The following is a 24,390-nucleotide window of genomic DNA, read 5'->3' on the forward strand; positions in this document are numbered from 1 at the left end:
CCATGCAGATCTTTGCGATCGTGGTCTCTTTGGCCATCACGGTCGTTGCTGTGGCGCTCACCGCACGCGCGGTGCGCTCCATGTTGACGACCATCAGGATCGGCCAGTCCGTGACTGGACGCACCGACAATCCGGGGCGCCGTACGGTGACCATGTTGAAGGAGACCTTCCTTCACACCCGCATGCTGCAGTGGACGTGGGTCGGTGTTCTGCACTGGTTCGCCTTCGCCGCGTTCCTGTTCCTCTCCACGGCGGTGGGCAGTGCCTACTTCCAGCTCTTCGATCCCGAGTTCGCGTGGCCGCTGATCGGCCACTGGATCGTCTACGAGTGGACCGCGGAGATCCTCGGCCTGCTGGGCACCCTGGCGATCATTCCGCTGATCGTCTACCGCCTGCGCCACCGTCCGGCCGCTGACGGCCGTCAGAGCCGGTTCTTCGGCTCCACCATGTGGCAGGCGTACTTCGTCGAGGCGATGGTGCTGCTGGAGTCCTCCGCGATCCTCTTCATCCGTGGCGCCGAGTGGAAGCTCTTCGGCCACGACGACCGCGCGCACTTCCCGATCAGCTCCTGGATCGGCGACGCGCTCTACCCCGACTCCGCCGCCTCGCTCGAGCGGATCATCTACTTCATCGCCATGTTCAAGATCGTCTCCGCGATGGTCTGGCTGCTGGTGATCGCGAACAACCTCACGATGGGCGTTGCCTGGCACCGCTTCACCGCCTGGTTCAACATCTGGTTCAAGCGCGAGTCCACCGAGCGCCGCAGCGAAGGCGCCGTCCCGCTGGACACCGCTCTCGGCGCGATGAAGCCGCTGACCTCCGGCGGCAAGCCGATCACGCTCGACGACATCGACGACCTCGACGAGGACTCTGTGCTCGGCGTCGGCTCGATCCAGGACTTCTCCTGGAAGGGCATCCTCGACTTCACCACCTGTACCGAGTGTGGCCGCTGCCAGAGCCAGTGCCCGGCGTGGAACACCGAGAAGCCGCTCTCCCCGAAGCTGCTGATGATGGGCCTGCGCGAGCACGCCTACGCGACGTCGGCAGGCGAGGAGTCCGCCGCGGCCCGCACCTCGCTGATCGGCTCCGGCGCCGGCGAAGAGGCCCAGGGCGCCAACACCGAGGTCCAGGACTGGTTCTACAACCCCGAGGGCGCCGACTACGTCATCGACGAGGACGTGCTGTGGAGCTGCACCTCGTGTGGTGCCTGCGTCCAGCAGTGCCCGGTGGACATCGAGCACGTCGACCACATCATGGATATGCGTCGCTACCAGGTCCTGGTGGAGTCGAACTTCCCGGCCGAGCTCAACGGTCTCTTCAAGGGTCTGGAGAACAAGGGCAACCCGTGGAACATGTCGGCCAACGCCCGCATGGACTGGGCCAAGGACCTGCCGTTCGACGTCCAGGTCGTCGGCGAGGACATCGAGTCCCTGGAGTCGGTCGACTGGCTCTTCTGGGTCGGCTGCGCCGGCGCCTACGAGGACCGCGCCAAGAAGACCACCCGCGCCGTCGCCGAGCTGCTCGACATGGCCGGCGTGACCTTCGGCGTCCTGGGCAACGGCGAGACCTGTACCGGTGACCCTGCCCGCCGCGCCGGTAACGAGTTCGTCTTCCAGGGCCTGGCTCAGCAGAACGTCGAGACGTTCAAGGAGTACAAGGTCAAGAAGGTCGTCTCGACCTGTGCCCACTGCTTCAACACGCTGAAGAACGAGTACAAGCACTTCGGCATCGAGCTTGAGGTCGTCCACCACACCCAGCTGCTGAACCGCCTGGTGCGCGAGGGCAAGCTGACCCCGATCAAGGACGGCGAAGGCGCCCACAAGCGCTCGATCACCTACCACGACCCGTGCTACATCGGTCGTCACAACGGTGTCTACGCCCCGCCGCGCGAGCTCCTCCAGGTCCTGCCTGGCGCGGAGTTCAAGGAGATGGACCGCAACTCCGAGCGCTCCTTCTGCTGTGGCGCCGGTGGCGCCCGGATGTGGATGGAGGAGACGCTCGGCGAGCGGATCAACGTCAACCGCACCAAGGAAGCCGTGGCGACCGGCGCCGACCAGATCGCCGTCGGCTGCCCGTTCTGCCGGGTCATGCTGGCGGACGGCCTGACCGCCGAGCAGGCGAACGGCGGCGCCCGCGAAGAGGTCGAGATCCTCGACGTCGCGCAGATGCTGCTGGCCTCGGTCAAGGGCGAGGTCGCGACCAAGCTCAAGCCCGGCCAGGCGCAGGCTGCCCCGGTCGCCCCGGCTGCGAAGGCTGCCCCCGCCGAAGCAGCCCCGGCTCCGGCCGAAGCTGCTCCGGCGACTGCAGCACCGGCGGCCGACGGCGGCAGCTCGCTGTTCGGTGACGCGCCGGCGGCACCTGCCGCTCCGGCTTCGTCCGGCGGTTCGCTCTTCGGTGACGCGCCGGCGGCACCTGCCGCTCCGGCATCCTCGGGCGGTTCGCTGTTCGGCGATGAGCCAGCGGCACCTGCGGCTTCCACGTCGTCGTCGCTCTTCGACACCCCGGCTGCGGCTGAGGAGAAGCCGGCGACCCCGGCTGCTTCGGGTTCGCTCTTCGACACCCCGGCTCCGGCCGAGGAGAAGCCGGCGGCACCTGCCGCTTCGGGTTCGCTCTTCGACGTGGCGGCTCCGGCCGAAGCGCCGAAGGCTGCCGAGAAGCCCGCGGCCGACCTGGGTGGCGGCTCACTCTTCGACGTCGCCCCCACAGAGGCGCCGAAGACCGAGGCACCTAAGGCTGAGGCACCCAAGGCCGAAGCTCCGGCAGCGCCTGCTGCTCCGCAGGCCGACCTGAGCAGCGGTTCGCTCTTCGACATCGCCACGCCGGCCGCAGCCCCGGCAGCACCTGCCGCTGTTCCTGCGGCCGAGGCTCCCGCTGCTCCGGCAGCATCGAAGGCCGAGGCACCGAAGGCGGAGGCTCCCGCGGTCGACCTCAACAGCGGTTCGCTCTTCGACATCGCGGCCCCGGCAGCTCCTGCTGCCCCGGCGGCAGAGGCACCGGCACCTGTCGAGGCCGCCCCGAAGGCCGAGGCCCCGGCTCCCGTGGCCGAGAAGCCCGCAGCACCGGCAGCACCGGCAGCACCGGCAGCACCGGCAGCACCGGCAGCACCGAGCGTCGACATCAACGCGATGGGCTCGCTGTTCGACATCACCGCCCCGGAACCGGCCGCACCTGCAGCCGCTCCGGCGCCCGCTGCCGAGCAGGCGGCTCCCGAGGCAACCGCCCCGGCCGAGCCCGCCGCCGAGGCAGCCGCTCCGGCCGAGCCTGAGCCCGCCGCCGAACCCGAGGCCGCTGCTCCGGCAGAAGCCCCGGCGCAGGAGGAGGCCCCGGCCAAGCCGGAAGCACCCGCAGCACCCGTTGAGGCGAACACGCCGAAGCAGGTCGATATCAACCAGGCGAACTCCCTGTTCGACATCTGATCGAGACACGAAGAACCGCCCCGCAGCCGAAGCTGCGGGGCGGTTCTTCTTCGTTCAGTACAGCGGTGAGTCCGACCGGCCAGACCGAGCGAACTCAGTCGTCGAGGTGCTCGCTGCTGGCCCGCCGCGCCGCGGCGCGGATCTCGAACAGCTCGGTTGCCAGCCCGCCGAGGGTGTGCGCGATCTGGCGCACCGCACCGGTCACCGTGCTGCCGACCGCCGCGACCGCGTTGATGGTGGCGTCGACGGAGTCCTGGACGGCGTCCTTGCGGATCTCGGCCCGGCTGATGTGGTCACGTTGCTGGTTCATGATGCGTCCAGTCTCAGACAGGCTGGTGATCAGGACAACCGAATCGGCCTTGTTGGCCGCTGATTCGTGCCCCATCTCACGCCGCCGAAGCCGTCACCGGAGCGCCCGCGAGGTCGTCCGACTCGGCCTTGCGGTGCCACGGCAGGCGGTTCGGCAGGGCGAGGCGGAGGATCTTCTTCGCAACGCTGCCGAGCTGCTTGTGCAGCGGTCCGGTGTTGTACGGCAGGCCATAGCGCTCACAGATCTCCTGCACCTCCGCGGCGATCTCCGGGTAGCGACGGGCGGGGATGTCGGGGAACAGGTGGTGCTCGATCTGGTGGCTCAGGTTCCCGCTCATCACGTGGAAGAGCTTCGATCCGGTGATGTTCGCCGAGCCGAGCAACTGGCGGTAGTACCAGCCGCCACGAGTCTCGTTCTCGGTCTCCTCGATGGTGAAGGTGGAGACACCCGCCGGGAAGTGGCCGCAGAAGATGATGTTGAACGCCCAGACGTTACGGACCAGGTTGGCCACGGCGTTACCGGCCAGGGTCGGCACGAAGAGCGGGCCGGTCAGGGCCGGGAAGATCAGGTAGTCCTTCAGCGCCTGGCGGCGGATCTTGCGGAGCAACCCGGCGTGCAGCGGCGCCGTCTCGGCCCAGGTCTTGTTGCCGGCGAAGATCTCGTCGACCTCGAGGTCGTGCAGCGCCACGCCCCACTCGAAGAAGGTCATCAGCAAGAACGCATAGACCGGGTTGCCCAGGTAGTACGGTCGCCACTCCTGATCCTCGTCCATCCGCAGGATCCCGTAACCGATGTCGCGGTCCTTGTCGAGGATGTTGGTGTAGGTGTGGTGGATGTGGTTGTGCGACACCTTCCACTGGTCGCTGGGGCAGACGTTGTCCCACTCGTACATGCGCGAGCTCAGGCCCGGATCACCCATCCAGTCGTACTGGCCGTGCATCACGTTGTGGCCGATCTCCATGTTGTCGAGGATCTTGGAGACGCTGAGCGAGGCGACCGCCAGCGGCCAGGCCGGTGGGAGGTAGAAGAGGGCACGGCCGGCGACCTCGAAGGCCCGTTGCGCCTTGACGACGTTACGGATGTAAGTGGCGTCCTCCTCGCCGAGGTCGGCGATGACGCGGTGCCGGATGGCGTCCAACTCGGCGCCGAACTGTTCGAGCTGTTCAGCGGTCAGGAGGAACTTGTCGCTGCGAGCCTGGGGGGTCGTGCTGGTCATGGGTGCTTCCTTCCGTGGAGGGAGAGGGTCAGAGATCGACGGAGCAGTCGCCGTCGGGAGCAGAGACGCAGATCCGGATCTGTTCGTCGGGCAGCGACGAGGTCTCGCCGGTCAGCACGTTGCGGACGGTGCCCTCGGTCTTGGTCGCGACGCAGGAGAAGCAGATCCCCATCCGGCAACCGGACTCGGGACGCAGACCCAGCGCCTCGGCCTGTTCCAGCAGGGTCGCGCCGCTGTTCTCGCCGACGGCGCCACTGCGGGTGAAGCTCACCTCGCCACCCGCCAGACCGGCAGTGCTGCGCGGCGGCTGGAAGTACTCGAGGTGCAACGACTCCGAGTCGGCATAGGCACCCCGCACCGCCTCGATCAGCGGCGCCGGGCCACAGGCCCAGGTCGGGAGGTCGGTGTAGTCGGGAACCAACCGCGACAGCCATGCCGGACTGAGCGCGGGGTCGCCCAACTCGGGGTGGAGCAGGTGAACGTCGACGCCGTAGCCCGAGCGGGCGGTCTCGGCTAGCTCTTCGGCGAAGATCTGGTGCGCCGGCGACTGCGCGTAGTGCAGGAAGGTGATCCGACCACGGTGGGTCCGCCGCTGCAGCGAGCGCAGCATCGACATCAGCGGCGTGATCCCCGAGCCACCGGAGATCAGCACGATGTGATCCGGCACCTGGTCCGGCAGCAGGAACTCGCCCTGCGCCTGCGAGAGATGCACGAGTTGGCCCGGACGGGCCTCCTCGACCAGGTAGCGCGAGACGACGCCGTCGGGGTTGGCCCGCAACGTGATCGTGAACCGGTCGCCAGGGCCCGATTCGGGGCTGGAGATCGAGAAGACCCGGTTGGTACGGCGCGCGCCGTTGATCTCGACGCCGAGCTGGACGTGCTGGCCGGCACGGTGACCGCGCCAGGTCGACGTCGGCTGGAGAGTGAGGGTGGCGACCGGCGGGTGGCCGGGCACGTCCACCTCACGGTGGATGTCGACGATCCGGGCGCGCACCTCGTGCGCCGCCCACATCGGGTTGACCAGCTCCAAGTAGCGGTCGACGCCGTGGGGCGAGGTCAGCGAGGCGACCGCGCGGGAGCGAAGAAGGGTGGAGGCGATGTTCATCGTAGCCATCTCCGATTCAGTGAACATTCGTACACTGAAAATGTACGACCGGGCCCAGCATGGCCGTCAACCCCGCAACCAAGTGACCTCGGCCACGGTGTACGACTGTTCACCGAGAACCCGGCTTGAGCGCTTAGACTGCACTCTGTGACCGACGCCCCAGCCCCCGAGAGCCGGCAGGAGAAGAAGGACCGCACCCGGCGTGCGATCCTCGACGCCGCCCTCGACCTGCTCAGCGACGGCGCCTTCGCGGCGCTCTCCCTGCGCCAACTCGCGCGCGAGGTCGGGATCGTGCCCACCGCCTTCTACCGGCACTTCGCCACCGTCGACGAACTCGGGCTGGCCCTGGTCGACGAGTCGTTCGTCAGCCTGCGCACCATGCTGAACGAAGTACGTCGCGGCGACCCGACCCCCGAGGCCCTGATCGACAACTCGGTCGAAGTTCTCGCCAGCCACCTCGCCGCCGACCTGGCCCACTTCCGCTTCATCAGCCGGGAGCGGTACGGCGGCGTCAGCGTGGTGAGCGAGGCGATCCGGCGCGAACTGGAGTTGTTCAGCCGCGAACTCGCCCGCGATCTGGCCCGGATGCCGGAACTGGCGGCTTGGGGGGCGCGCGACCTGTCGCTGCTGGCCGGGCTCTTCGTCGACCTGATGGTCTCGGCCGCCGCCGAATTCATCGATGCCGAACCCGCACGGCGTCACGAGATCACCGAGACCCTGCGCAATCAGGCCCGGATGATAGTCGTCGGTGCAGCCGGTTGGACCCCACTTGATTGAGGTCACACAGATCTCGTTCCGCAACCCCGTGACGTTGCCCGACCTGAGTCGTTGAGACCCCCAGAACGGCGTATCCGCAAGGGATTCGACGCGAAGGGAGTGGTCAACGTGGAGCTGATCGGGATCGAGATGAGCGAACTGACGCGCCGCTCGCGGTCGCTCCTGCTCAACCACTCCGACCTCGCCCTGGAACGCGGCCTGGAGCCCGGCGAGCGTGTCGTGCTGTGGGACTCCATCTCCGGCGACTACCACTCCGGCACGGTCGCCGACATCGACTTCAGCGAGCGCGACACCCACTACCGTTTCGAGATCGGCATCCGGCTCCCCGAAGAGCTCGCCCTCGACCGGATCACCGGGATGCCGTCGACGTCGCGCACCTTGGAGCCGCACGACGTCGTCAACCTGCTGCAGCAGCTGCGCGAAGCCGCGCCGATGCTGAGCACGCTGCACGGTCGCGCGCTGCAGAGCTGACCCTCCCTCCCGGCACCCGGACGGCGCTCACCTGAGACGCGCCGACCCAGCCGCGACGTGACCTGATCCGCTCCGGCCTCGTTGACCCCTCACTGGGATCTTCGAGAGGAACCGCCAGATGAACTCCGTGCGCACCCGCACCTGCGCCGTCGCAGCAACCTTCGCACTCACCTTCGCCGGCGCGCTGACCCTGCCGGCGAACGCGAACGCCCCGCGCAGCGCTGCGGCCACCACGGCCCCCGCCGCCACGTCGGCACCTGCCGCCAGAGCAGCCGCGGCGCCCCGATGGAAGGCCCGGCCCGCGCAGTACCCGAGCACCACCACCGTCAAGGATCTGGCGATCCCGATGTCCGACGGCACGATCCTGCGCGGCGACCTGATCCGCCCGGTGACGGCGTCCGGCGCCGTGGTCAAGAAGAAGCTCCCAGTAATCGTCACCATTACCGCGTACAACAAGACGGTGATGGCCGGCGGCAGCATGGGTCTCGGCGGAGCCGACGCCAGCTACCTGGTCAAGCGGGGCTACCTGCAGCTCACCGTCGACGCGCGGGGAACCGGCAGCTCCGAAGGCATCTGGCAGGCGTTCGCCAAGCGCGAGAACAAGGACGCCGGCGAAGTCATGAACTGGGCGCACCGGCAGTCGTGGAGCAACGGCAGGACCGGGATGAGCGGACCGTCCTACATGGGCATCTCCCAGCTCTGGGCCGCCTCCGCGCGCCCGAAGGGGCTCAAGGCGATCTTCCCGCAGGTCCCCGCCGCCGACGTCTACCGTGACGTCGTCGCCTCCGGTGGCCAGATCGACGTCGGGTTCATGCCACTGTGGATGGGTCTGGTGACCGCGACCGGCGTGATCCCGCCAGCAGTCACCGCCAGCGACCCGCGCTCCGGCGTGGTGGCGCTACTCAGCCACCTGAGCGGCGCGCTCACCTTCACCACCCCGATGCTGGTCACTGCCCTACTCGGCGGCGAACCCGCCTTCGACGGGCCGTTCTACCGGGAACGGAGTCCGATCGAGGTGCTCAAGAAGATCAACGTGCCGACCTTCCTGGTCGGTGGCGAGTTCGACCTTTTCCAGCGCGGGACGCCGCTCGTCTTCGAGAACCTCCGCAAGCGTGGAGTCCCGGTGAGGATGATCTACGGCCCCTGGGACCACCTCCAGGGCTCCTCGGGCGCTGACGTCGTCAAGGCGGGCCACGGCTCGATCAGCGAGTTGCAGCTCCGCTGGTTCGACCGCTACGTCAAGGGCCGCAAGGATCGGCGGCTGGACAAGGAGATCCCGCCTCTGACCTGGTACGAGCAGGGCACCGGCCGGTGGCGCTCCGGCTCACAGTGGATCGGCAAGCGGCACAAGGCTGTGAGCTTCTCCCTCTCCGGTAGCGCCGCCAACATGAAGCCCGGCGGCCTGACCCGCGGCAAGGCCCGCAGCGGCACGGCCAGCGTCTACCCGATCCCGGTTGCCGGTCTCTGCACCCGTTCGATGAACCAGTGGACGGCGGGCCTGCCGAAGCTGAGCGGGTTGGCCAACCCCTGCCTGGAGAACAACGCGCTCAATGATGCCGCCGGCGTCACCTTCGACTCGGCGCCGCTACGCAAGCCGCTGTCGTTCCAGGGCCCGCTCAACGCCCGGATCTACGCCTCCAGCATCACTGGCGACGGGATGCTCAGCATTGCGGTCGAGGACGTCGCACCGAACGGCACGGTGACCCGGCTGACGGGCGGCTGGCAGGTGCTCTCACACCGCGCTCTGGACCGGAAGCGGACCCGTTTCCTGGATGGCCAGATCCTGCAGCCGTACCACCCGTTCACCAAGGCCGCGAAGAAGCCGCTGGGCGCCAACCAGGTGGGCGCGATCGACGTCGAGATCTTCCCGACCGGCGCGCGGATCAAGAAGGGCCACAGGCTTCGGATCGCCGTTCAGGCGTTCGACATCCCGCACCTGTTGCCGACGATCCCCGACCTGCCCGGAACGCTGACCGTGCTCACCGTGCACAACTCGGCGAAGTACCGCTCGCGGCTCACCCTGCCGGTGATCAAGTAGCGAGCGAGCTCAGTCGGGGAGCTTGATCCCCTTCAGGAAGGAGCCCGCCCGCTCGGTGATCTCGTCGAGCGAGGCGCGCTTCTGACTGACCCGGATCACGCCGTCCTTGAAGGTGGTCAGGCAGACCGCGTCGTCGTTGAGCACCCGACACGCGTAGCTGCCCCGCGCGGCGGGACGAATGCCGTCGAAGGTGACCTCTTCGGGGGCGGTCTCGGGCAGCCATTCGACGACCAGACTGGCGACGTCGTCACTGGCGCTGTTGTAGCGGACGTACAGGTCGCGCCCCCGTGCCTCGGGAGCCCGGTCGGGCTGGACGACGCGGATCCCGTCCACCTTGTCGGGGAATCCGAAGCGGACCTGGTTGCCGTGCTCGGCGCCGATCCGGACCGCGAAGAAGAGGACCACGAGGAAGACCGCGATGCCGACGAACAGCTTCGTCCAGGTCTCGCGAGCGGGCGGAAGTTCGGACTCCGCGGGGGACGGCTGGGAGAGCTGGTTCTGCACGGTCACCAGGGCAGGCTATCTGGCGGAGTTCGCTACCCGGCAGCGAACCGGCCAGCAAAGAGAAGTGACGACCCCCGCCGAGACCATCAACTCAGGCGGTGATCGTCACTGTTGCCCTGTGGGTGTGGCGTCCCGGCGGGCCCGTGCGCGGCGGAGAGAACGCCGCTTGATTCCGTTAGGTAAGCCTAACCTCATTAATTCGCCTCAGGCAAGGGCCCAGCCGCATTTTCTGCCGACCTTCGGTCACCTCCAGCCCGGATAGCGCGGGGAGGATAGGGTTCGGGGCGTGCTGCTCTCAGACCGCGACATCCTGGCCGAGATCGAGGCGAACCGGATCTCGATCACTCCCTACGAGCAGGCTATGGTCCAGCCGTCGAGTATCGACTTCCGCCTCGACCGCTTCTTCCGGGTCTTCGAGAACCACCGCTACCCGCACATCGACCCGGCAGCGGACCAGTCCGACCTGACCCGGATGGTCGAGCCGATCGACGACGAGCCGTTCATCCTGCACCCCGGCGAGTTCGTCCTCGGCTCCACCTACGAGGTCGTCTCGCTGCCCGACGACATCGCCGCCCGCGTCGAAGGCAAGTCCTCGCTAGGCCGCCTCGGTCTGCTGACCCACGCCACCGCCGGCTTCGTCGACCCCGGGTTCAGCGGTCACGTGACCCTGGAGCTCGCCAACGTGGCGACCCTGCCGATCAAGCTCTACCCCGGCATGAAGATCGGTCAGCTCTGCTTCTTCCGGCTCACCTCGCCGTCCCTGCACCCCTACGGCTCCGAGAAGTACGGCTCGCGCTACCAGGGCCAGCGCGGCCCGACCCCGTCGCGTTCCTTCCAGAACTTCCACCGCACCTCGATCTAGCCGAACCGTCAGGCATACGGCCCGAACCGTCAGGCACACGCGCCGAACCGGCAGGCGTACGGGCCGAACCGGCACCGACCGCGCACTGACCTGCGCCAGCTCACACTCCGGGGCCGCTCGACGACCCCTACTCCGGCGTTCTTTGCGTCGGGGCGCATCATGAACTCATGGGTAACCAGCTCTTCTCGCGCTACGTGGCTCTCGGCGACTCGTTCTCGGAGGGTGTCGGCGACCCGGACCCCACCCGTCCGAACGGCCTCCGTGGTTGGGCCGATCGGACCGCCGAGCAACTCGCCCTGGGGAACCCTGAGTTCCGCTACGCCAACCTGGCGATCCGCGGTCGGAAGATGCCGCAGATCATCGCCGAGCAGATCGAGCCGGCGGTCGCGCTGCAACCGGACCTGATCACCATCTACGCCGGCGGAAACGACATCCTGCGCCCGAAGGTCGACATCGACGCACTGGTCGCCTCCTATGACGACGCTGTCGGGCGGCTGGCCGACACCGGGGCCACCCTGGTCATGTGGACGGCGTTCGACGCCGGCACGTTCCCGCTCTTCAAGCCGACCCGTGGCCGGTTCGCGATCTACAACGAACTGGTCCGCGAGGTCGCCGAGAAGCACGGCGCTCTGGTCCTCGACTTCTGGCGCGCACGTGAGTACCGCGACCCGCGCTATTGGGACAGCGACCGGTTGCACATGGCCGCGCCGGGTCACCAGCAGATGGCGATCAAGGTGCTCGATCTGCTCGGCGTCGCGCACACCCTGACGGCACCGACGCTGCCGGAGGTGGTGCCGGTGGCCCGTCGTGAGCAGATGCGGAACAACGCCGCCTGGATGCGCGGGGAGATGCTGCCCTGGGTGCAGCGCCGGGTGACCGGGCGTTCGTCGGGCGACACGATCAGCCCCAAGCGTCCCGACCTCGCTCCGGTCGAGTAGCATCGACCGCGACCGAGGTCACACCCCGGTCATGCGGACGTAGCTCAGTTGGTAGAGCGCGACCTTCCCAAGGTCGATGTCGCGAGTTCGAGTCTCGTCGTCCGCTCCATGCAGAAGAGCCGCCCGGCTGGAACAGCTGGGCGGCTCTTCGCATCTGGTCAGCTCGACGGCGCGCCGGCGATGTTGACCAGCCACTTCACGCCGAACTTGTCGGCGGTCTGGCCGAAGTAGTCGCCCCAGGGCGCCTTCTCCAACGGGACATGGAGTTCGCCGCCGTCGGCGAGCTTGGCGAAAGCGTCGCGCAGGAACGCCTCGTCGTCAGCCGAGCCGCTGAGCGAGATGTGGCCGTTCTCGATGCTGTCACCATGGGCGGTCGGAACGTCGGCGCCCATCAGGTTGATCGAGTCGGAGACGACCAGCATGCCGTGCATCAGCCACTCGGCTTCGGACTCCTTGACGCCCATCTGCTCCAAACCGCCCATCTCGGCGTAGCTCGACGTGGTGAGCTCGCCGCCCAGGATCGCCTGGTAGAAGGTAAGCGCCTCACGGGCGGTGCCACGGAAGTTCAGGTAAGGATTCAACACTGCCATGCTCTGCTCCTCTGGTCGTGGGTGATGACGTGCAGACCGCCCGCCGTCATCGGATTCATCGCTGCACCCGGCTCCGACATCCAGGTCGCATCAAGTTCGCCCCTAGCCGCGGTAGGGGCGGGAGTACAGCAGGTGCACGTTCGGGTTACGGCACCCCGTGGTCGTGTACCGGGCGAACTGGGAGCGAGTCTCACCGGGTAGGTAGACCCGGAAGCCGTCGACCGCCGTCGGACGGCAGCGTCGTACCCCGTAGTTGCCGGCCTCGACCATCCGGACCCGCGCCTTGGCGACCTGCTGCGGTCGCAGGGTGACCGTCCGGACGACGGCAGGCTCACGTTGGGACGGCGCCCCGATCTGGGTCCCGTTGCCGTACCCGACGTACGAGATGCCGCCGTAGCCGCGGATCGTGCAGGTGTGGTTCGAGACGTTCCTGACCCGCATCCGGCCGTAGACCGAACCCGCCGCCCCGTCGAGTGCCCGGAAACTGACCTTCGTCATCCCCGCCGTACATGACGGCGGCGCGGCCGCGCCTGCCTGCGGCGCGGCAGTCACCGGCATCAGCAGCCCGGCGATGACCAGCACCCCGGCCGCTGCCCCGACTCGACGCCATCCGGCGGTGGACCCTGACGTTCGCATCCGTCCTCCTTCGCCTGTGCGGGCTTGCCCCGTCCCTCCAGCAAACGCCTCTCGACGTCGATCCGCGAGAGGTGGCGCCTGAGAATCACCGAAGAAACTCTCCACCCGCGCCACCAGGCGCCGAGCGGCCACGGACTACCGTGGCCACGTGGACTTCACCGGCTTCACCGAGGCAGCGCTCGACTTCTACGACGACTTGGAGATCGACAACACCAAGTCGTATTGGGAGGCGCACAAAGCCACCTACAACGACGCCGTCAAAGCACCGTTCCAGGCACTCGCCACCACTCTGGAGCCCGAGTTCGGGGCGATGAAGATCTTCCGGCCATACCGAGATGTGCGGTTCGCGAAGGACAAGACGCCCTACAAGACCCACCAGGGCGCCTTCGTCGGAGTGGCACCGGCCACCGGGTGGTACCTCGAACTCTCCGCGCGCGGTGTCCGGTTGGGAGGAGGTTTCTACGAGGCCAGCGCACAGCGATTGGCCGCCGTCCGGGCTGCGATCGACAACGACCTCACCGGAGCCGAACTCGAGAAGATCCTCAAGCGGCTCGGGAAGAACAGCTGGGAGATCGGCGGCGACACCCTCAAGACGAAGCCCCGCGGTTACGACGCCGACCATCCCCGGATCGACCTGCTCCGCCACCGCTCGCTCTTCGTCAACCGGTCGCTCGGCTTCGAACCGGTGATCCACTCCCCCGAGCTGGTCGACGTCGTCCGGACCGGTTGGCGCGAACTGCGCCCTCTCGTCGAGTGGATCGCCGCCCGTACCGACACCTTGGAGTAGCCCCAGGACGTCATAGCTCCGAGGAAGCGGCTCCACGGACCGTATGACGTCGCCAACGCAGGCCGCGCCTAGGATGGCGCCGTGAGCGGCACCCTCGTAGCAAAAGACCTGGCTGGAGGGTTCGGCCACCGGACCCTGTTCGAAGGGCTCAACCTGACCGTTGCCCCCGGTGACGTCGTCGGCGTGGTGGGCGCCAACGGTGCCGGCAAGTCAACGCTGCTACGGCTGCTCGCCGGAATCGACACCCCCCTCGAAGGCACCGTGTCGACGGCGCCCGCCGACGCGTTCGTCGGCTACCTACCGCAGGAGCACGAGCGGCTCGAAGGCGAGACGATCGCAGGCTACATCGGCCGCCGGACCGGTGCCGCCGAAGCCACCCGGGCGATGGAGGAGAGCGCCGCTCTGCTCGGCAGCGACGTCGCCGGAGCCGACGACGCCTACGCGGTCGCCTTCGACCGGTGGATGGCCAGCGGCGCCGCCGATCTCGACGACCGGATCCCCGGCACCTTGGCCGAGCTCGGACTCGAGGTCGGCGCCGACGCGCTGATGACGTCGCTCTCCGGCGGCCAGGCAGCCCGGGTCGCCCTCGCCTCCCTGCTGTTGAGCCGATTCGACGTCGTCCTGCTCGACGAGCCCACCAACGATCTCGACCTGGCCGGACTCGAACGCCTGGAGTCGTTCGTCTCCAACCTGCGTGCCGGCGTGGTGCTCATCTCCCACGACCGCGAGTTCCTGGCCCGCTGCGTCACCCGGATGGTCGAGCTGGACCTGGCCCAGAACGAGATCACCGTCTATGACGGCAGCTACGACTCCTTCCTCGCCGAGCGGGCCACCGCCAAGCGGCACGCCCGCGAGGCGTACGAAGAGTTCGCCGACAAGAAGGCCGACCTCGTCTCCCGCGCCCGCACACAGCGCGAGTGGAGCTCCCAGGGTGTCCGCAACGCGATGAAGAAGAACCCGGACAACGACAAGGTCCGGCGCCGCGCGCAGAGCGAGTCGAGCGAGAAGCAGGCGCAGAAGGTACGTCAGATGGAGTCGCGGATCGCCCGCCTGGAGGAGGTCGCCGAGCCGCGCAAGGAGTGGGTCCTGCAGTTCGAGATCGCGGCTGCTCCGCGCGGTTCGACTGTGGCGGCCACCCTCGACTGCGCCACCGTCCGACGTGGCGACTTCGCCCTCGGCCCCGTCTCCCTCCAGGTCAGCGCAGGCGACCGGGTGGCGATCACCGGCCCCAACGGCGCCGGAAAGTCGACCCTGCTCGCCCTGCTGCTCGGCGAGATCACCCCGGACGACGGCCGCGCCAGCCTCGGTGCCACCGTCGCCATCGGTGGCATCGATCAGGCCCGCACCGGCCTCGCCGAAGAGCTGCCCCTGGGCGACGCTTTCGAATCGGTGCTACCCGACATGACGCCTGCCGACGTCCGCACCCTGCTCGCCAAGTTCGGGCTCAAGGCCGACCAGGTCGCCAGCGAGGTCGGCCGACTCTCCGGCGGGGAGCGGACCCGCGCCGCGATGGCGCTGTTGCAGGCCCGTGGCGTCAACCTGCTGGTCCTCGACGAACCGACCAACCACCTGGACCTGCCCGCGATCGAGCAACTCGAGCAGGCCCTCGAAAAGTACGAGGGCACGCTGCTGTTGGTCTCCCACGACCGCAGGCTGTTGCAGAACGTCCGCCTCGATCAGCGTTGGGAGGTTGCGGACGGGCAGGTCCTCGTGCGCTGACCGTGTCGCCACCGCCTCGTTCGTGGGTACTGTCGAAGCGGCAGCATTTCCGACGCTCGGAGGACGGAACTGATGGCGACCATCGCAGACGGCATCGTGGCGACACTGGGACGAGCGGGCGTGAGCCGCGTCTACGGAGTGCCCGGCGACTCCCTCAACGGCTTCACCGACGCGCTGCGTCGCTCCGGAACGATCAACTGGGAGCACGTTCGGCATGAGGAGGCAGCGGCGTTCGCAGCCGCCGCTGACGCTGGCCTCACCGGCGAGCTCGCGGTCTGTGTCGGCAGCTGCGGCCCCGGCAACCTGCACCTGATCAACGGGCTCTTCGATGCCCAACGGTCCCGCGTCCCCGTACTCGCGATCGCGGCCCAGATCCCGGCTGTCGAGGTGGGCAGCGGGTACTTCCAGGAGACCCACCCGAACGAGCTCTTCCGCGAGTGCAGCGTCTACTCCGAGCTGGTCTCGACCCCCGACCAACTGCCGCGGGTACTGGAGATCGCGGTCCGTAACGCGATCGAGAAGCGGGGCGTCGCCGTCGTGGTGATCCCCGGGGAGATCTTCCTGACCAAAGCGTCCGGTAGATCTGGCGAGCCCGCCCCGATCAGCGTCAGCCACCCGATCATCCGGCCCAGCGACGACGAGCTCGCCCACGCGGTCGGGATCCTGGACGGCGCCTCACGGGTGACGATCCTGGGCGGCGCCGGCACCGAAGGTGCACATGCACAGGTCCTCGCCCTGGCGGAGAAGTTGCAGGCCCCGATCGTCCATGCCCTGCGTGGCAAGGAGTTCCTCGAGTACGACAACCCGTTCGACGTCGGGATGACCGGCCTACTCGGCTTCACCTCGGGGTACAAGGCGATGGAGAGCTGCGATGCCCTGCTGATGCTCGGCACCGACTTCCCCTACCGTCAGTTCCTGCCCAGTAAGGCGAAAGTCATCCAGGTCGACATCCGCGGCGAGCAGTTGGGCAAGCGGGCACAACTGGACCTCGGCCTGGTCGGCGACGTCGGCGACACTCTGGACGCGCTGCTCCCACTGCTGCCCGCCAAGACCGATCGCAAACATCTCGACAGCTGCGTCAAGCACTATCGCAAGGCGCGTGAGGCGCTCGACGAGTTGGCGGTCGATGATCACAAGAAGCCGATCCACCCGCAGTACGTGGCCCGCCTGATCAGTGAACTCGCCACCGACGACGCCGTCTTCATCCCCGACGTCGGCTCACCCGTCGTGTGGGCCGCACGGTACCTGCGGATGAACGGTCGGCGGCGACTGATCGGGTCGTTCGCCCACGGCACGATGGCGAACGCGGTCCCGCACGCGATCGGCGCGCAGACCGCCTACCCCGGACGACAGATCGTCGCCCTGTCTGGCGATGGCGGCCTTTCGATGCTGCTCGGCGAACTACTCACCCTGCGTCAGAACAAGCTGCCGGTGAAGATCGTGGTCTTCAACAACTCGTCGCTGAACTTCGTCGAGCTGGAGATGAAGGCCGCGGGCTTCGTGAACTTCGGGACCGACCTGGACAACCCGAGCTTCGCCGACGTCGCCGCCGCGATCGGCCTGCATGCCCAGCGGGTGGAGCAACCGGGGGAGCTGGCCGATGCATTGGCCGCCGCTTTCGCCCATGACGGTCCGGCGTTGGTCGATGTGGTGACCGCGCGCCAGGAACTGTCGATCCCGCCGACGGTCACTGCCGAGCAGGCGAAGGGCTTCACCCTCTACGCGCTGCGCACCATCATGTCGGGTCGCGGTGACGAGCTGGTCGATCTCGCCGACACCAACGTGTTCCGCAGGATCTTCAGCTGAGCAGCGGCTCGGGGTGCGGGCAGCCGATTGGCGCCCACACCCCGCGTAACCGCGTCAGTCGAACCAGGCCTCGCTGGTGACGAGGTCGACCAGGGTGTCTCCGTCGACCAACGGCCGCTCGCGGAGCGCCGGCACGTCTTCGCTGCCGTCGGCGTTCTTCCCCGCCGCGACGTTGTAGGAGACCACATCGATCCGGTAACCGTGGTTCCAGGCCATCGCGGTGCCGACCTTGACCTCGCTGCCGACCGGTCCCGAGGTGACCGATGCGACCTCGATGCCATCGACCGCCCGGCAGGTCATTGCGGGCTGGCCCAGCTTTCCGGGTGCCTTGCCCATCCGCTTCTCTGCCTTCGACCCCCGCGCCAGCGCACGACAGAATGTCGACTCATCGGCGGGCGTGATCATCACCGTGGTCAAGGTGCCGTCGAGCCGGAAGTGCAGGATCAGCTCGTTCTCCTCAGCGACCAGCGAGTACGGGTGCTGATCGAGGAGCGGACCGATCTCGGTGGCTCCCGCAGCCTCCCCCACGAGCTGCGGTACGGCCTCCGGATCGATGGTGATCGGCCGATCCGGTTCGGTCGGCTGCTGGTACTGGCCGGGCGACGCCGCGCCGCTGGGTGCGCTGGCGAAACCGGGGCTCTGCTGCGCCACCGGGGTCGGAGTGTCGCCGCCACCCCAATCGGGCAGCGTGGCCCCGAAGGTCACCGCGGCAGTGACGCCGGCCGCCGCGAAGGCGGCACCCACCCGACGGCGCCGGAGGGCGCGCCGCCCCTGGGCGCCGGCGTCGGCCACCAGCCGCTCGACGTCGGCAGGGATGTCGCGGGTGGCACGGCCCAGCAGATCTGCGAATTCGTCGTCCTTCATCGAAGGCTCCTTTCACGCATCCGCGCCAACGCACGCATGCTTCGGTTACGCACCGCCCCAGGAGAGAGACCGAGGATGTCGGCCACCTCTTCGACCGAGAGGTCGTCGAGGTAGCGCAGCACCAGCACCGCGCGATCGGTCGGCGACGCCTCGGCGAGCGCCTCGGCAAGGTCGACCCGCAGCGTCGACGCGTCCGCATGGTCGCTCACCGCGTCGTCCGGCAGGTCCGCGTACGGCTGCTCGGTGCTGCTGCGTTTGCGTCGGGAGCTGACGAAGGTCCGGGTCAGCGTCGTCTGCGCATAGGCAGCGGGATTGTCGAGCTTGGCTGCGAGCATCCGGTGCATCCGCACATACACCTTGACCAGCGTCTCTTGGACGAGATCTTCGGCCTCAGTACGGCTACCGCACAGCAGCCACGCGGAGCGGAGCAGATGCGCTGTCCGCGCACGTGCGAACTCCTCGAAGGCGGCGGTGCGGCTCTGGTCGGTCATGTCTCTCCTGGTTCATGTGATGACACCACCTTTGACGCCGTCAGCGCGCACCGTGTCACACACCGGTCCTCAGGAACTCCCGCCAAGGAGGAAGCTCACCCGCCGAACCACCCTTGAACAGCAGGACGCGGCGGTGTCCTCCCCCGAGGTCACCGCCGCGTCCAGTTCTGAGCAGCTCAGGCAGGGGTGAAGGTCGCCATCGACCGCTCGGGCTCCCAGAAGGCGCGCATCGAGACGACCTGGCCGGCGTCGTTGACGATGTAGACCATCGCCAGGTCGGTGGTGGTGTGGCTGCCGTCGGGGAAGGTGGTCTTGATCTGGCCGACGTTGGCGCAGGTGTTGCTGCCGGGGTTGGCGAACGACTCGTTGATCGTGAACTCGAACGAGCCGATCGGGGCGATCGCCTCCTCCCAGAACGCGCTGATCCCGGCGTGGCCGTGGTGGCCCTTGCCCTCGGGGTCGAACATCGACGGTCCGACCGGGTCCTCCAGGACGGCGTCCGGCGCATAGACGGTCAACCACTCGGCGAGGTCGCCCTTCGCCACGGCGGCGTACGAGCGCTGCGAGGCGCGGCGGGCGGGGTGGTCGTCGTCGGCTGCGTTCCAGTTGATCGTCATGCCCGCAGACTACGCGGAATCTAGAACATGTTCTAGGTTTGAATTTCACCTCGGCCCACCGGGGCTGTTCACCTTGCGTTCGTCGCACCGCAACGCCCGACTGCCAGCCTCGCGCCATGGCCAAGAACCGACTCGTGCTCCACATCGGCCCGACTCTCGACATCGACCAGGTCGAACTCGAGGCCCACCGCACCCTGCTCGCCGATGCGGGCCTCCACCTCCTCGACGTGGCCGCCGACGATCTCGAAGCGGCCAGTCGCGAGATGCTCCGCACCCACCGCGCCGTCGGCCTCGAGCGCCGCGACGTCGAAGGCAGTTGGGCCGAGATCACCCGGCATCTTTGGCGCGGGCAACAGGACGTCGTGGTCAGCATGCCGACCTACGCCGACGCCGACCTCGGCCAGGCCGCGCTCATCCTCGACCACCTGGCCGGCCTGGAGACCCACGTCGCGATCACCGGCACCGACGCTACGGCGACCGAGATCGCGGGACGCTGGGCTCGCCTCCTGCCCGCACGCAACCTGCACCAGCTCGCCCTCGAGGACGACGCCGCTGCAATCGACCTCGCCGAGTCTCTGGCCGGCGTCGGTCACCTGATCCGGGTACCCGCCGTTCGCCCGGTCAGCCGACTGCGTCCCCGGCGTCGCGTGGCTCCCGCGCTGACGCGTGTCCCCGCCTGAAGACCAGCCGGTGCGCCGCCAGCACCACGAAGACCGCACCACACAGCAGCGCACTCACCTGGAAGGTGCCCGCGATGCCGGCGTCGGTCGCTGCGCCGCCCGGGCCCGCATGGGCTGCCAACACAGCCGCGGAGACCGCCGTCCCGAACGAGCTGCCGACCGTGCGGAGTACCTGGTTGAAGCTGACTGAACTGCCCAACTCCTCCGCCGCCACGCTGCGCGCGATCAGCGCAGGCATCGCGGCGTAGCTGGCGCCGAGACCCCAGCCGAAGAGCAGCATCCCGACCAGCAATTCCCAGAGTTCGGAGTGCGCGACCCAGAGCAGCGCGGCAGCACCCGCCATGATTCCGGCGCCGATCGGCAGCAGGATCGCAAGGTCGATCCGGCGCCTGATCCGGCGCACCACCCGATTGGCGGTGAAACTGCCCACCGAGAGCGGCAGCATCACGAACCCTGCCCAGAAGACCGGGAGCGCCAAGCCGTAACCGCTCTCCTCGGGCGCCTGCGCCACCAGGCTGCTGACCGAGAGACCGATGTAGAGCGCGCCACCCAGGGCGATCGCCGTCGAGTTGGCCAACAGGACGTCGGGGCGGGTGAAGACCCTCAGGTTGATCAACGGGTGCGACGCTCGTAGCTCCACCACGACCCAGCACGCGAGCAGCACCACGGCCGCGATCAGTACGGCCTCAACCTCGAGCGACCGCCAGCCCCACTTGCCGCCCTCACTGATCCCGAGCAGCAACAGCCCGAGACCGGAGGCGAGCAGCAGCGTGCCCGGCACGTCGAAGGGTCGTTTCTCGACGCCGTCGACGATGTCGGCCGGGACCCCGCGGGCGACCGCCACGAGCGCCGTGACCACGAAGAGCGCCGCGAACCAGAAGGCGGCGCGGTACTCCCAGTTCCCGGCGATCACGCCGGTCAGCGGATAGCCGATCCCCATCCCGCTGGCGACAGTGACCGAAAGACTGGAGATGGCGTTGCGCGCATGTTCTGGAGCCACTCGCTGGCGGGCGATCGCGATCGTCACCGGCACGATTCCGTAGGTGAGTCCCTGCAACGCGCGGCCGATCAGGAAGATCTCGAAGGTCGGCGCGAGGGCAGCGACCACGCAGCCGAGCAGGACCACGCCGAGGGCGATCAGAAGCAGCCGTTTCTGGTGGGGGCCATCGCCGAGGCGCCCCATCACCGGCGTCGCGATCGCTCCGGCCAGCAGGTTGATGGTCAACATCCACTGCGCCGTGCTGATACTGACGTCCATGTCGGCCGCGATCGACGGCACCAACAGCATGCCGAGCGAGGAGACGACCGCCGTCGACAGGGACGCATAGATCAGCGTCGGCACCAATCGGGAGCGGTCGGTGGTCATCGATCTGCCACCAGTCGATCCAGCAGCGGCATGACGGCGGCGAGTTCGGCACGCTCGGCAGCGGTGAGGCGCTCCTCGATGACCGACGCCAGCCAACCTCTGCTGACCGCGATCTCGGCAGCGAGACGATCCCGGCCCTGTTCGGTGAGTACGAACCAGGTGCGGCGTCGATCGCTCTCATCGGGCTGACGCTCGATGTAAGCCAACCCCTGGAGTTCCTTGGTGACCAAGGAGATCGCCTGAGCACTGACGCCGATCGCCTCAGCGAGCTCAGCACCGGAGGCTCGCTCATGAACCGAGAGATGCCGAAGCACGCCGACCTTGCCTGACGACAGCGTGCGGAGCGTCGCGATCCGGGCGACCGCGGGTCGCAGGAAGTCAGCGAGCTCGTTGGCCAACTGGCGAGCGTCTTCAGGCTTGCGAGCATCCACGCAACCAGTAAAGCAGATTGATCAAGCTGCTTGATTAATCCTCGAGCGCAAGCTTCCCCACCCTCAGCCGCCTCCTCGGTGGCCATTCGTGCGCCTTCGGGGGCTATTTGTGCGCCCTCGGCGGCTAGTGGGGCTGCCAGGCGTCTTCATCGGCGGTGCGGGAGGTGACCGCCTCAGGCAACTCGCCAGCGGCGAGTGAGGCGATCGAGACCTCTTCGAAGACCTCGCGCAAGGAGCGCCGAGCCGCGATCCAGACGTGCTGCAGGACCTCGGCGTTGCCGTTGTACGAGACCGCCTCCGGACGCAGCCCGTAGACCGAGACCAGTGGTCCGTCGACGGCGCGGATCACGTCGGCGATGGAGACGTTCTCCGGCTTGCCGGCCAAGCGCCAGCCGCCCGATTGGCCGCGTTGCGACACCACCACTCCGGCGCGACGGAGGTCCGCCAGGATCGCCTGCAGGAAGCCGTGCGGGATGTCCTGAAGCCGCCCCAGCTCCTCGGCGCTCACCGGACCAGAGCCTTCCCGACGCGCCATCTCAATGAGGGCACGCAGGGCGTAGTCGGACTTGGCAGAGACGCGCATGTACGCAGTCTGTCAGACCACAGGTCGAATTTTCCCCTCACCCCACGGCGACAACCTGGGCGAGATCGCTCTCGACGCCTTGATTTGCAGGCCGCGACCCAGCACAATAGAAGTTACCGACGGGTAGCAAGCTGCCCGACTCGACCAGACCGGACGGAAAAGGGTGGATCAGTGAGCCACTACAAGAGCAACCTTCGCGACATCGAGTTCAACCTCTTCGAGGTACTGAACACGCAGGAGATCCTGGGCCAGGGTCCCTTCACCGAGGTCGACCTCGACACAGCCCGCGAGGTGCTGGCCGAAGTCGAGCGTCTCTCCCGCGAAGACCTCGCCGCCTCCTTCGAGGACAGCGACCGCAACCCGCCGGTCTTCGACCCGGCCACCAACACCGCGCCGATCCCCGACTCCTTCAAGAAGAGCTACCAGACCTGGATGGACGCCGAGTTCTGGCGCCTCCAGATCCGCGAGGAGCTCGGCGGCACGCTCGCGCCCCCGACCCTGAACTGGGCGATCGGCGAGATGGTGCTCGGCGCCAACGCACCGATCCACATGTACGCAGCCGGCGCCCCGTTCGCCGGCGTGCTCTGGAACAACGCCAACGGTGTCGCCCGTGACGAGCGCGTCGCGCAGATCATGGTGGAGCGCCAGTGGGGCTGCACCATGGTGCTGACCGAGCCGGACGCCGGCTCCGACGTCGGCGCCGGCCGCGCGAAGGCCACCCCGAACGAGGACGGCTCCTGGAACGTCACCGGCGTGAAGCGGTTCATCACCTCCGCCGAGCACGACATGAGCGAGAACATCATGCACCTGGTGCTCGCCCGCCCCGAGGGCGTCGAGGGCGCTGGCGGCCCGGGCACCAAGGGCCTGAGCCTCTTCTGGATGCCGAAGTACCACTTCGACCACGAGACCGGCGAGCTCAACGGTGAGCGGAACGGCATCTACGTCACCAACGTCGAGCACAAGATGGGCATCAAGGTCTCCAACACCTGCGAGGTCACCTTCGGCGACCCGCAGGTCGGCGGCGGCGAGCCTGCCAAGGGCTGGCTGGTCGGCGAGGTCCACAACGGCATCGCCCAGATGTTCGACGTCATCGAGAACGCCCGGATGATGGTCGGCACCAAGGCGATCGCCACCCTCTCCACCGGTTACCTCAACGCGCTCGAGTACGCCAAGGAGCGCGTCCAGGGCGCCGACCTCACCGAGTCGGCCAACAAGACCGCTCCCCGGGTCACGATCACCCACCACCCCGACGTACGTCGCTCGCTGATGACGCAGAAGTCCTACGCCGAAGCGATGCGGGCCCTCGTGCTCTACACCGCCTCCTGGCAGGACAAGGTGATGATCGCCGAGGCCAACGGCGAGCACGACGAGCTGGCGATGAAGATCAACGACCTGCTCCTCCCGATCGTCAAGGGCTACGGCTCGGAGCGTTCCTGGGTGCTGCTGGGCACCGAGTCGCTGCAGACCTTCGGCGGGTCGGGCTTCCTGACCGAGTACCCGATCGAGCAGTACGTACGCGACGCCAAGATCGACACCCTGTACGAAGGCACCACCGCGATCCAGGGCCAGGACCTCTTCTTCCGCAAGATCGTCAAGGACCAGGCCAAGGCTCTCGGCCACGTCGCCGGCGAGATCGAGGCGTTCATCAAGGACGCCGACGGCAACCCCGAGATCAAGGTCGAGCGGGCGTTGCTCGCCAAGGCCCTCGAGGACGCCAACGCGATCGTGGCCACCATGATCGGTCAACTGATGAGCGCCGACGTCAACGCCGAGGGCGGCGACCTGCGCAACATCTACAAGGTCGGCCTGAACACCAGCCGCCTGCTGATGGCGCTCGGCGACATCGTCTGCTCCTGGCTGCTGCTGCGCCAGTCCGAGGTGGCCCTGGCCAAGCTCGGCGGCGACGTCAGCGAGAAGGACAAGGCGTTCTACACCGGCAAGGTCGCTGCGGCGCAGTACTTCGCTCGCAACGTGCTCCCGAAGATCACCGCGGAGCGGGCGCTGGCCGAAGCCACCGACCTCTCGATCATGGACCTCGACGAGGCCGCGTTCTGATCTGAGACGCCGTCCGAGAAGGGCCGTTCCGCTTCGGCGGGGCGGCCCTTCCGCGTCCTCGGTGAGGCACTACCGCAGGTGGCCGCCGGCCGTTTCACGAACGCGCAAGCGGTCGGGAGCACGCCCGC

General features: G+C 68.0%; 23 protein-coding genes and 1 tRNA gene. 12 read left to right on the plus strand and 12 right to left on the minus strand.

Going from position 1 to position 24,390, the window contains the following annotated elements:
• Window positions 1–2 precede the first annotated feature (2 nt).
• A complete protein-coding gene (locus tag ACLM5J_RS03265; protein WP_413654586.1) occupies window positions 3–3,416 on the plus strand; it encodes a (Fe-S)-binding protein in 3,414 nt (1,137 codons plus the stop codon).
• A 94-nt stretch (window positions 3,417–3,510) separates the two neighbouring features.
• Here the strand turns inward: ACLM5J_RS03265 and ACLM5J_RS03270 are convergent, their stop codons facing one another.
• From ACLM5J_RS03270 to ACLM5J_RS03280, 3 genes are all read right to left on the minus strand, one after another.
• Entirely contained in the window at window positions 3,511–3,726 is a 216-nt protein-coding gene (locus ACLM5J_RS03270; RefSeq protein WP_413654587.1) for a hypothetical protein, read from the minus strand.
• A 76-nt stretch (window positions 3,727–3,802) separates the two neighbouring features.
• On the minus strand, window positions 3,803–4,942 hold the full coding sequence (locus ACLM5J_RS03275; protein ID WP_413654588.1) for a fatty acid desaturase family protein: 1,140 nt from the start codon (window positions 4,940–4,942) through the stop codon (window positions 3,803–3,805).
• A 28-nt stretch (window positions 4,943–4,970) separates the two neighbouring features.
• Entirely contained in the window at window positions 4,971–6,074 is a 1,104-nt protein-coding gene (locus ACLM5J_RS03280) for a ferredoxin reductase (protein WP_413654589.1), read from the minus strand.
• A 120-nt stretch (window positions 6,075–6,194) separates the two neighbouring features.
• On the opposite strand from ACLM5J_RS03280, the gene ACLM5J_RS03285 reads away from it, so the two are divergent.
• The 3 genes from ACLM5J_RS03285 to ACLM5J_RS03295 all read left to right on the plus strand — a co-directional run bounded on the left by ACLM5J_RS03285 (window position 6,195) and on the right by ACLM5J_RS03295 (window position 9,333).
• Complete coding sequence (locus ACLM5J_RS03285) at window positions 6,195–6,824, plus strand: TetR family transcriptional regulator (protein ID WP_413654591.1); 630 nt, start codon at window positions 6,195–6,197, stop codon at window positions 6,822–6,824.
• A gap of 51 nt (window positions 6,825–6,875) precedes the next feature.
• On the plus strand, window positions 6,876–7,295 hold the full coding sequence (locus tag ACLM5J_RS03290) for a hypothetical protein (RefSeq protein WP_413654592.1): 420 nt from the start codon (window positions 6,876–6,878) through the stop codon (window positions 7,293–7,295).
• 118 nt (window positions 7,296–7,413) lie between these two features.
• Complete coding sequence (locus ACLM5J_RS03295; protein WP_413654594.1) at window positions 7,414–9,333, plus strand: CocE/NonD family hydrolase; 1,920 nt, start codon at window positions 7,414–7,416, stop codon at window positions 9,331–9,333.
• 9 nt (window positions 9,334–9,342) lie between these two features.
• On the opposite strand, the gene ACLM5J_RS03300 is transcribed toward ACLM5J_RS03295, so the two are convergent.
• Window positions 9,343–9,843: a hypothetical protein gene (locus ACLM5J_RS03300; protein WP_413654596.1), complete on the minus strand. Its 501-nt coding sequence runs from the start codon at window positions 9,841–9,843 to the stop codon at window positions 9,343–9,345.
• A gap of 280 nt (window positions 9,844–10,123) precedes the next feature.
• Between ACLM5J_RS03300 and dcd the strand changes: the two genes are divergently transcribed.
• The 3 genes from dcd to ACLM5J_RS03315 all read left to right on the plus strand — a co-directional run bounded on the left by dcd (window position 10,124) and on the right by ACLM5J_RS03315 (window position 11,746).
• Window positions 10,124–10,699 carry a dCTP deaminase gene (dcd, locus tag ACLM5J_RS03305; RefSeq protein ID WP_413654597.1) on the plus strand — a complete coding sequence of 192 codons (576 nt, stop codon included), beginning with the start codon at window positions 10,124–10,126 and terminating at the stop codon, window positions 10,697–10,699.
• Window positions 10,700–10,866: 167 nt separating this feature from the next.
• The gene (locus ACLM5J_RS03310; RefSeq protein ID WP_413654599.1) at window positions 10,867–11,637 is read left to right on the plus strand and encodes an SGNH/GDSL hydrolase family protein; all 771 of its coding nucleotides are present in this window, start codon (window positions 10,867–10,869) and stop codon (window positions 11,635–11,637) included.
• Window positions 11,638–11,670: 33 nt separating this feature from the next.
• A tRNA-Gly gene (locus ACLM5J_RS03315) sits at window positions 11,671–11,746 on the plus strand.
• A 49-nt stretch (window positions 11,747–11,795) separates the two neighbouring features.
• On the opposite strand, the gene ACLM5J_RS03320 is transcribed toward ACLM5J_RS03315, so the two are convergent.
• Together ACLM5J_RS03320 and ACLM5J_RS03325 are read right to left on the minus strand one after the other, a co-directional pair.
• The gene (locus tag ACLM5J_RS03320) at window positions 11,796–12,227 is read right to left on the minus strand and encodes a VOC family protein (protein ID WP_413654600.1); all 432 of its coding nucleotides are present in this window, start codon (window positions 12,225–12,227) and stop codon (window positions 11,796–11,798) included.
• 102 nt (window positions 12,228–12,329) lie between these two features.
• On the minus strand, window positions 12,330–12,863 hold the full coding sequence (locus tag ACLM5J_RS03325; protein WP_413654601.1) for a DUF4232 domain-containing protein: 534 nt from the start codon (window positions 12,861–12,863) through the stop codon (window positions 12,330–12,332).
• Window positions 12,864–13,011: 148 nt separating this feature from the next.
• Between ACLM5J_RS03325 and ACLM5J_RS03330 the strand changes: the two genes are divergently transcribed.
• The 3 genes from ACLM5J_RS03330 to poxB all read left to right on the plus strand — a co-directional run bounded on the left by ACLM5J_RS03330 (window position 13,012) and on the right by poxB (window position 17,175).
• Window positions 13,012–13,650, plus strand: a complete 639-nt coding sequence (locus ACLM5J_RS03330; RefSeq protein WP_413654602.1) for a DUF2461 domain-containing protein — start codon at window positions 13,012–13,014, stop codon at window positions 13,648–13,650.
• Between the two features lie 81 nt (window positions 13,651–13,731).
• Window positions 13,732–15,369 carry an ABC-F family ATP-binding cassette domain-containing protein gene (locus ACLM5J_RS03335; RefSeq protein ID WP_413654603.1) on the plus strand — a complete coding sequence of 546 codons (1,638 nt, stop codon included), beginning with the start codon at window positions 13,732–13,734 and terminating at the stop codon, window positions 15,367–15,369.
• 72 nt (window positions 15,370–15,441) lie between these two features.
• Window positions 15,442–17,175 carry a ubiquinone-dependent pyruvate dehydrogenase gene (poxB, locus tag ACLM5J_RS03340; RefSeq protein WP_413654605.1) on the plus strand — a complete coding sequence of 578 codons (1,734 nt, stop codon included), beginning with the start codon at window positions 15,442–15,444 and terminating at the stop codon, window positions 17,173–17,175.
• 54 nt (window positions 17,176–17,229) lie between these two features.
• Here poxB and ACLM5J_RS03345 read toward each other — a convergent pair whose 3' ends face one another.
• The 3 genes from ACLM5J_RS03345 to ACLM5J_RS03355 all read right to left on the minus strand — a co-directional run bounded on the left by ACLM5J_RS03345 (window position 17,230) and on the right by ACLM5J_RS03355 (window position 19,147).
• Window positions 17,230–18,039 carry a hypothetical protein gene (locus ACLM5J_RS03345; RefSeq protein WP_413654606.1) on the minus strand — a complete coding sequence of 270 codons (810 nt, stop codon included), beginning with the start codon at window positions 18,037–18,039 and terminating at the stop codon, window positions 17,230–17,232.
• Window positions 18,036–18,530, minus strand: coding sequence for a SigE family RNA polymerase sigma factor (locus tag ACLM5J_RS03350; RefSeq protein ID WP_413654607.1), 495 nt, complete (start codon window positions 18,528–18,530; stop codon window positions 18,036–18,038). Before ACLM5J_RS03350 ends, ACLM5J_RS03345 begins: the two co-directional genes overlap by 4 nt.
• 176 nt (window positions 18,531–18,706) lie before the next feature.
• Entirely contained in the window at window positions 18,707–19,147 is a 441-nt protein-coding gene (locus ACLM5J_RS03355) for a nuclear transport factor 2 family protein (RefSeq protein ID WP_413654609.1), read from the minus strand.
• 116 nt (window positions 19,148–19,263) lie between these two features.
• On the opposite strand from ACLM5J_RS03355, the gene ACLM5J_RS03360 reads away from it, so the two are divergent.
• Complete coding sequence (locus ACLM5J_RS03360; RefSeq protein WP_413654611.1) at window positions 19,264–19,827, plus strand: hypothetical protein; 564 nt, start codon at window positions 19,264–19,266, stop codon at window positions 19,825–19,827.
• On the opposite strand, the gene ACLM5J_RS03365 is transcribed toward ACLM5J_RS03360, so the two are convergent.
• The 3 genes from ACLM5J_RS03365 to ACLM5J_RS03375 all read right to left on the minus strand — a co-directional run bounded on the left by ACLM5J_RS03365 (window position 19,769) and on the right by ACLM5J_RS03375 (window position 22,207).
• On the minus strand, window positions 19,769–21,193 hold the full coding sequence (locus tag ACLM5J_RS03365) for an MFS transporter (RefSeq protein ID WP_413654612.1): 1,425 nt from the start codon (window positions 21,191–21,193) through the stop codon (window positions 19,769–19,771). The two genes, ACLM5J_RS03360 and ACLM5J_RS03365, sit on opposite strands and share 59 nt — an antisense overlap.
• The gene (locus tag ACLM5J_RS03370) at window positions 21,190–21,624 is read right to left on the minus strand and encodes a MarR family winged helix-turn-helix transcriptional regulator (protein ID WP_413654614.1); all 435 of its coding nucleotides are present in this window, start codon (window positions 21,622–21,624) and stop codon (window positions 21,190–21,192) included. The genes ACLM5J_RS03365 and ACLM5J_RS03370 overlap by 4 nt, the downstream gene beginning before the upstream one ends.
• 124 nt (window positions 21,625–21,748) lie before the next feature.
• Window positions 21,749–22,207: an RrF2 family transcriptional regulator gene (locus ACLM5J_RS03375; RefSeq protein WP_413654615.1), complete on the minus strand. Its 459-nt coding sequence runs from the start codon at window positions 22,205–22,207 to the stop codon at window positions 21,749–21,751.
• A 171-nt stretch (window positions 22,208–22,378) separates the two neighbouring features.
• Between ACLM5J_RS03375 and ACLM5J_RS03380 the strand changes: the two genes are divergently transcribed.
• Window positions 22,379–24,262: an acyl-CoA dehydrogenase gene (locus ACLM5J_RS03380; RefSeq protein WP_413654616.1), complete on the plus strand. Its 1,884-nt coding sequence runs from the start codon at window positions 22,379–22,381 to the stop codon at window positions 24,260–24,262.
• Window positions 24,263–24,390 lie beyond the last annotated feature (128 nt).

It is taken from the genome of Nocardioides sp. Bht2 (assembly GCF_047308515.1).
Lineage (GTDB): Bacteria > Actinomycetota > Actinomycetes > Propionibacteriales > Nocardioidaceae > Nocardioides.

Excerpts from the sequence above, each read along its gene's own strand:
- ACLM5J_RS03280 (WP_413654589.1), bottom strand. The coding sequence starts at position 6,074 with ATGTTCACTGAATCGGAGATGGCTACGATGAACATCGCCTCCACCCTT.
- ACLM5J_RS03355 (WP_413654609.1), bottom strand. The coding sequence starts at position 19,147 with ATGACGATCAACTGGAACGCAGCCGACGACGACCACCCCGCCCGCCGC.
- ACLM5J_RS03270 (WP_413654587.1), bottom strand. The coding sequence starts at position 3,726 with ATGAACCAGCAACGTGACCACATCAGCCGGGCCGAGATCCGCAAGGAC.
- ACLM5J_RS03275 (WP_413654588.1), bottom strand. The coding sequence starts at position 4,942 with ATGACCAGCACGACCCCCCAGGCTCGCAGCGACAAGTTCCTCCTGACC.
- ACLM5J_RS03295 (WP_413654594.1), top strand. The coding sequence starts at position 7,414 with ATGAACTCCGTGCGCACCCGCACCTGCGCCGTCGCAGCAACCTTCGCA.
- ACLM5J_RS03325 (WP_413654601.1), bottom strand. The coding sequence starts at position 12,863 with ATGCGAACGTCAGGGTCCACCGCCGGATGGCGTCGAGTCGGGGCAGCG.
- ACLM5J_RS03350 (WP_413654607.1), bottom strand. The coding sequence starts at position 18,530 with ATGACCGACCAGAGCCGCACCGCCGCCTTCGAGGAGTTCGCACGTGCG.
- ACLM5J_RS03310 (WP_413654599.1), top strand. The coding sequence starts at position 10,867 with ATGGGTAACCAGCTCTTCTCGCGCTACGTGGCTCTCGGCGACTCGTTC.
- ACLM5J_RS03345 (WP_413654606.1), bottom strand. The coding sequence starts at position 18,039 with ATGAAGGACGACGAATTCGCAGATCTGCTGGGCCGTGCCACCCGCGAC.
- ACLM5J_RS03360 (WP_413654611.1), top strand. The coding sequence starts at position 19,264 with ATGGCCAAGAACCGACTCGTGCTCCACATCGGCCCGACTCTCGACATC.
- ACLM5J_RS03265 (WP_413654586.1), top strand. The coding sequence starts at position 3 with ATGCAGATCTTTGCGATCGTGGTCTCTTTGGCCATCACGGTCGTTGCT.
- ACLM5J_RS03365 (WP_413654612.1), bottom strand. The coding sequence starts at position 21,193 with ATGACCACCGACCGCTCCCGATTGGTGCCGACGCTGATCTATGCGTCC.
- ACLM5J_RS03375 (WP_413654615.1), bottom strand. The coding sequence starts at position 22,207 with ATGCGCGTCTCTGCCAAGTCCGACTACGCCCTGCGTGCCCTCATTGAG.
- poxB (WP_413654605.1), top strand. The coding sequence starts at position 15,442 with ATGGCGACCATCGCAGACGGCATCGTGGCGACACTGGGACGAGCGGGC.
- ACLM5J_RS03320 (WP_413654600.1), bottom strand. The coding sequence starts at position 12,227 with ATGGCAGTGTTGAATCCTTACCTGAACTTCCGTGGCACCGCCCGTGAG.